At 60.8% G+C, this 6,277-nt stretch carries 3 protein-coding genes; 1 reads left to right on the top strand and 2 read right to left on the bottom strand.

The window, feature by feature from the left end; genetic code table 11:
* Positions 1-237 precede the first annotated feature (237 nt).
* Both AC1RL4_RS23265 and purL read right to left on the bottom strand, forming a co-directional pair.
* On the bottom strand, positions 238-549 hold the full coding sequence (locus tag AC1RL4_RS23265) for a YqfO family protein (RefSeq protein WP_019581076.1): 312 nt from the start codon (positions 547-549) through the stop codon (positions 238-240).
* Between the two features lie 19 nt (positions 550-568).
* Positions 569-4,465, bottom strand: a complete 3,897-nt coding sequence (gene purL / locus AC1RL4_RS23260) for a phosphoribosylformylglycinamidine synthase (protein WP_018927085.1) — start codon at positions 4,463-4,465, stop codon at positions 569-571.
* A 274-nt stretch (positions 4,466-4,739) separates the two neighbouring features.
* On the opposite strand from purL, the gene mltF reads away from it, so the two are divergent.
* Positions 4,740-6,200, top strand: a complete 1,461-nt coding sequence (gene mltF / locus AC1RL4_RS23255; protein WP_019581077.1) for a membrane-bound lytic murein transglycosylase MltF — start codon at positions 4,740-4,742, stop codon at positions 6,198-6,200.
* Positions 6,201-6,277 lie beyond the last annotated feature (77 nt).

The raw sequence follows: 6,277 nt of genomic DNA, 5'->3' as shown, positions 1-6,277 counted from the left end.
GAACATCGGCCCACATCGTTCGGGTATCCCTGATAGAAACTTCAGAAGATTTTACCTAAGACCTTGAAAGGGATGGCCGTAAGGGCGAAACCATAAGCCGCCGTTACCGCAGCAATGGATATGTACTCAATCAACAAGAACCTGGTCGGCCCTAAGGCCGCCACGCCCTAAATCGCAGTCAATAAAAAACCCGCTGAAATCACTTCAGCGGGTTTCTCATTTCAGCGGCCAGGAAGATCAGAAATCCTCCAACCGCCATACCTCATAAGCCGGCGTCTCATAGGGATGACTCTCTTTCAGAGCCACCACCACCGCCCGAATCAACTCATCGCTGACCACCAGCTCAACCTTCCACTCCTCAACCTGCTCGACCTGCCCAGCCTCACCCATGAACGGCTGACTGCCCTCCAGTGGACGAAACTGACCCAAGCCAAACACCTGCCACGCACAGTGGTCATAAGCCCCGATCCGCCCGCCACCGGCGGCGAATACAGCGCTTTTGACCACTTCAACATGACTGGCCGGAACAAAAAAGCAAAGCTTGTACACGGCAATCAGCTCCCCGCTCTTAGTTCACCCAGACGCGAGCGTTACGGAACATACGCATCCAAGGTGCGTCTTCGTTCCAGTCTTCCGAACGCCACGAGTTCTGCACCGCGCGGAACACACGCTCCGGGTGCGGCATCATGATGGTCACGCGACCGTCGCGGCTGGTCAAACCGGTGATACCGCGCGGCGAGCCGTTCGGGTTGGCCGGGTATTTTTCGGTGACCTTGCCGTGGTTGTCGACGAAACGCATCGCCACGCAACCCGACAGATCGGCTTGCAGCAACGCTTCTTCGCTGGCGAATTCGGCATGGCCTTCACCGTGGGCGATGGCGATCGGCATGCGCGAACCGGCCATGCCCTGCAGGAAGATCGAGTTCGACTCCTGGATCTGAACCATGGCCACGCGGGCTTCGAACTGCTCGGAACGGTTACGCACGAAGTGCGGCCAGAACTCGCTGCCCGGGATCAGCTCGTGCAGGTTGGACATCATCTGGCAACCGTTGCACACGCCGAGGGTGAAGCTGTCGGTACGTTCGAAGAAGCCCTGGAAGGCATCGCGAGCGCGGCTGTTAAACAGCGCGGACTTGGCCCAGCCTTCACCGGCACCCAGTACGTCGCCGTAGGAGAAACCGCCGCAAGCGACCATGCCCTTGAAGTCGTTCAGGTCGACACGGCCGGCCAGAATGTCGCTCATGTGCACGTCGATCGCGTTGAAACCGGCACGGTCGAACGCGGCCGCCATTTCCACCTGACCGTTGACGCCCTGCTCACGCAGCACGGCAACCTGTGGGCGGATGCCTTTCTTGATGTAAGGCGCGGCGACGTCCTGGTTGACGTCATAGCTGAGCTTGACGCTCAGGCCCGGGTTGTCTTCTTCCAGCAGCACGTCGAACTCTTGTTCGGCGCAATCGGCGTTATCACGCAGACGCTGGATCTGGTAGCTGGTTTCAGCCCACTGACGTTGCAGCAAACGACGCTGACCTTCGAATACGGTATCGCCGTTGAACGTGATGCTGATCTCGCCGTTGTTCATCGGCTGACCGATCACCGATACGCAGTCGCCCAGGCCAGCAGCGCTGAACTGCGCGAGAATGTCCGCGGTGGCGTCCTGGCGAACCTGGATCACAGCGCCCAGTTCTTCGTTGAACAGGATCGCGGCGATATCGGCGGAAGTCTCTGCCAGACCGTCGAGGTTCAGGCTCAGGCCGCAGTGGCCGGCAAACGCCATTTCCACCACGCTGGTCAGCAGACCACCGTCGGAACGGTCGTGGTAAGCCAGCAGGTGACCGTCGGCGTTGAGGCCCTGGATCACCGCGAAGAAGGCTTTCAGGTCTTCGGCGTCATCGACGTCCGGCGCCTGTTTGCCGAGCTTGCCGTGAACCTGAGCGAGGATCGAGGCACCCATGCGGTTCTGGCCGCGACCGAGGTCGATCAGGATCAGGTCGGTGGTGCCCTTGTCCATGCGCAGTTGCGGGGTCAGGGTCTGACGGATGTCAGCCACTGGCGCGAAACCGGTCACGATCAGCGACATCGGCGAAGTAACCGCCTTATCGACACCTTCGTCGTTCCAGCGAGTGGCCATGGACATCGAGTCCTTGCCGACCGGAATGGTGATGCCCAGCTCAGGGCACAGTTCCATGCCGACCGCTTTCACGGTGTCGTACAGACGTGCGTCTTCACCTGGGTGACCGGCAGCGGACATCCAGTTCGCCGACAGTTTGATGTCGGAGATCTTGGCGATGCGCGAGGCGGCGATGTTGGTCAGGGTTTCGCCGATGGCCATACGGCCCGACGCCGGAGCGTCCAGCAGCGCCAGCGGAGTGCGCTCGCCCATGGCCATGGCTTCACCGGTATAAACGTCGAAGCTGGTGGCGGTAACGGCAACGTCGGCCACCGGAACCTGCCACGGGCCGACCATCTGGTCACGGGCCACGAGGCCGGTGATGGTGCGGTCGCCGATGGTGATCAGGAAGCTCTTGCTGGCCACGGCCGGGTGATGCAGGACGCGCTCGACGCAGTTGGCGATGTCGAGGGTCGACGGATCGAAATCGTCGCCCAGCTCGTTTTCACGAACCACCGAACGGTGCATGCGCGGGGCTTTGCCCAGCAGCACTTCGAGCGGCATGTCCACCGGGCTGTTGCCGAAGTGGCTGTCGGTCACGGTCAGTTGCGGCTCGGCTGTGGCTTCGCCGACTACCGCGAATGGGCAACGCTCACGCTCGCAGATCGCCTTGAAGCGTTCGAAGTCCGCCGGGCCGACCGCCAGAACGTAGCGCTCCTGGGATTCGTTACTCCAGATTTCGTGCGGGGCCATGCCCGGCTCGTCGTTTGGAATGTTGCGCAGTTCGAAACGGCCACCGCGGTCGCCATCGTTGACCAGTTCCGGGAAGGCGTTGGACAGACCGCCCGCGCCGACGTCGTGGATGAAGCTGATCGGGTTTTTGTCGCCCAGTTGCCAGCAACGGTCGATGACTTCCTGGCAACGACGCTCCATCTCAGGGTTTTCACGTTGTACGGAAGCGAAGTCCAGGTCTGCCGAGCTGGTGCCGGTGGCCATGGAGGAAGCCGCGCCACCGCCCAGACCGATCAGCATTGCCGGGCCGCCAAGCACGATCAGCTTGGAGCCAACGACGATTTCGCCTTTCTTGACGTGTTCTTCACGGATGTTGCCCATGCCGCCAGCCAGCATGATCGGCTTGTGGTAACCGCGCACTTCGTCACCATGAGGGGTGGTGATCGACTGTTCGAAGGTACGGAAGTAACCGGTCAGCGCCGGACGGCCGAATTCATTGTTGAACGCAGCGCCGCCCAACGGGCCTTCGATCATGATGTCCAGCGCGGTAACGATGCGCTCGGGTTTGCCATACGGCACTTCCCACGGCTGTTCGAAGCCCGGGATCTGCAGGTTCGACACGGTGAAACCGGTCAGGCCAGCCTTTGGCTTCGCGCCGCGACCGGTGGCGCCTTCGTCGCGAATCTCGCCGCCGCTACCGGTGGATGCGCCCGGGAACGGGGCAATCGCGGTCGGGTGGTTGTGCGTTTCGACTTTCATCAGGATGTGCACCGGTTCCTGCACCGCGCCGTACTGGCGGGTTTCAGGGTCCGGGAAGAAACGACCGGCCACGGAGCCGACGATGACCGAGGCGTTGTCCTTATAAGCCGACAGAACACCTTCGCTGTGCATCTGGTAGGTGTTCTTGATCATGCCGAACAGGCTTTTTTCCTGGCTCTGACCGTCGATGTCCCAACTGGCGTTGAAGATCTTGTGACGGCAGTGCTCGGAGTTCGCCTGGGCGAACATCATCAGTTCGATGTCGTGCGGGTTGCGCTTCAAACCAAGGAAGGCGTTGACCAGATAGTCGATTTCGTCTTCGGCCAGGGCCAGGCCCAGCTCGGTGTTGGCTTTTTCCAGCGCGGCGCGGCCGCCACCCAACACGTCGATGGCAGTCAGCGGTTTTGGCTCGGCGTGGCTGAACAGGCCGGAGGCTTGTTCGAGGTTGCCCAGCACGATCTGGGTCATGCGGTCGTGCAGCGCGTCTGCGATCAGCTGCGCTTCGGCGTCGCTGAACTGGCCGGCGACGTAGAACGCGATGCCACGCTCAAGGCGCTGGATCTTGGTCAGGCCGCAGTTGCGAGCAATGTCGCTGGCTTTACTGGACCACGGCGAAATGGTGCCGAAACGCGGCAATACCAGGAACAGACGACCAGTGGGCTCTTGTACCGGAACGCTAGGGCCGTACTTCAGAAGGCGCGCGAGCACCTGCTGTTCGTCGCCGGTCAGGACGCCGGTAACTTCGGCGAAGTGAGCGAATTCAGCATACAGGCCGCTGACAGCTGGAACCTTCTGGCTCAGTTGCTCAAGGAGTTTGCTGTGGCGAAAGGCAGAAAGGGCAGGAGCGCCGCGCAGGATCAACATCTTCGGGACAGCCTCGGGAAGGGGTGTGCTTTGAGGCCGTGCATTCTAGCCTAAACCGCCCGCGACATCACCCGAAACGGTACACGCGGTTGCACCCGAACGTCGGGCCGGGTGTTCGGGCCCTGAACAGGTGCGCGCCGGGGGTTATTTTTTCTGTCACAAAATGCTGTTCTGGCCCATTCCTGCGGGCTCCAAGCGGGTTTTTGACGCCCTAGCAGACAAGCCCTTCGCTGTCGAGATATGGCGCTCGTGGTCCTTTGCGTATACTGCGCAGATGTTTTCCCCAACGGCTTTGCGTCCGCGGTACGCCAAATGGCTGATCGCAACCGGACTCTTCCTGGTGCTCAGTGGCTGTGTTGATAAACCCAACACGCTGGAGCGCGTAAAGGAGGATGGCGTGCTGCGGGTGGTTACCCGGAACAGCCCCGCCACCTACTTTCAGGATCGCAACGGTGAAACCGGCTTCGAATACGAGCTGGTGAAGCGCTTCGCCGACGATCTGGGGGTCGAACTCAAGATCGAAACCGCCGACAACCTCGACGACCTGTTCAATCAGGTGGGCAAGCCAAATGGCCCGGTGCTGGCTGCTGCCGGCCTGGTCAGCAGCGAGGACCGCAAAAAGCAGGTGCGGTTTTCCCATTCCTACCTCGAAGTCACCCCGCAGATCATCTATCGCAACGGCCAGTCGCGGCCGACCGACGCAGGCGATCTGGTCGGCAAGAAGATCATCGTGCTCAAGGGCAGCACCCACGCCGAGCAATTGGCAGCGCTGAAAAAGAAATATCCCGGCATTGAATACGAAGAGTCCGACGCGGTTGAAGTCGTCGACCTGCTGCGCATGGTCGACGAAGGTCAGATCGACCTGACCCTGGTCGACTCCAACGAAGTGGCGATGAACCAGGTCTACTTCCCCAACGTGCGGGTCGCCTTCGACCTCGGTGATGCCAGCAACCAGAGCTGGGCCGTGGCCGCCGGCGATGACAACAGCCTGCTCAACGAAATCAACGCCTACCTCGACAAGGTGAAGAAAAACGGCACCCTGCAACGCCTCAAAGACCGCTACTACGGGCATGTCGACGTACTCGGCTACATGGGCGCCACCACCTTCGCCCAGCATTTGCAGCAGCGGTTGCCCAAGTACGAGAAGCACTTCAAGGCGTCCGCCAAGGAAGAAAAGGTCGACTGGCGTCTATTGGCGGCGATCGGTTATCAGGAATCGCTGTGGCAAGCGGCAGTCACGTCCAAGACCGGCGTGCGCGGATTGATGATGCTGACCCAGAACACGGCGCAAGCCATGGGCGTTTCCAATCGCCTGGACCCCAAGCAGAGCATCATGGGCGGCGCGAAATACCTGGTCTACATGAAGGATCAACTGGATGAGTCGATCCAGGAGCCGGATCGTACGTGGTTCGCGCTGGCAGCCTACAACGTTGGCAGCGGTCACCTGGATGACGCGCGCAAACTGGCGGCCAAGGAAGGGTTGAACCCGGACAAGTGGCTGGACGTGAAGAAAATACTGCCGCGCCTGTCGCAGAAGCAGTGGTACAGCAAGACTCGTTATGGCTACGCCCGTGGTGGCGAACCGGTGCATTTCGTGGCAAACATCCGTCGCTACTACGACATCCTGACGTGGGTCACGCAGCCGCAGCTCGAAGGCACCCAGGTCGCCGAGGGCAACCTGCATGTGCCGGGGGTCGACAAGACCAAGCCGAGCCAGGAAACCCCACAGCTTTAAATTATTGTTGTCTCCGACGACGCCTTCGCGGGCAAGCCTCGCTCCTACAGGTTTGCGTCGAACACACAATTGCGTAT

Source organism: Pseudomonas sp. GW822-FHT07A10 (assembly GCF_058798795.1).
The sequence above is the reverse complement of the archived record's forward strand: the minus strand, read 5'-3'. Positions and strand labels throughout refer to the sequence as shown.

Excerpts from the sequence above, each read along its gene's own strand:
- purL (WP_018927085.1), bottom strand. The coding sequence starts at position 4,465 with ATGTTGATCCTGCGCGGCGCTCCTGCCCTTTCTGCCTTTCGCCACAGC.
- mltF (WP_019581077.1), top strand. The coding sequence starts at position 4,740 with ATGTTTTCCCCAACGGCTTTGCGTCCGCGGTACGCCAAATGGCTGATC.